The following is a 431-nucleotide window of genomic DNA, read 5'->3' as shown; positions in this document are numbered from 1 at the left end:
ACCGTTATCGTAAATGATGGTAATGGTGGAACAGCAACATCTTCAGTTAAAATTACAGTTGAAGAAGTAGTTCCTGAAAACCAAGCACCAACAGTAGGGGATTATAACGAAACAACACCGGAGAACACGCCAGTGTCAGGTAACGTGGTAGGAACAGATCTAGATGGAGATACATTAACGTATACCGAAGGAACTGCGCCAACAAATGGAACTGTGGTTGTAAAACCAGACGGTAGTTGGACATATACACCAGCAGCTGATTATGTAGGTAATGATAGCTTTACCGTTATCGTAAATGATGGTAATGGTGGAACAGCAACATCTTCAGTTAAAATTACAGTTGAAGAAGTAGTTCCTGAAAACCAAGCACCAACAGTAGGGGATTATAACGAAACAACACCGGAGAACACGCCAGTGTCAGGTAACGTGGT

The 431-nt window shown here is 42.0% G+C and carries 1 protein-coding gene; it reads left to right on the top strand.

Going from position 1 to position 431, the window contains the following annotated elements; all coding sequences use genetic code 11:
* Positions 1–431, top strand: a 431-nt coding sequence (locus tag AC1DOK_RS24575) for an Ig-like domain-containing protein (RefSeq protein ID WP_477556893.1), incomplete at both ends; no start/stop codon positions are given.

The sequence above is a fragment of the Paenibacillus sp. P5_B5 genome, assembly GCF_056400365.1.
Note: the sequence above shows the minus strand (reverse complement) of the source record. Positions and strands in the feature narration are given on the sequence as shown.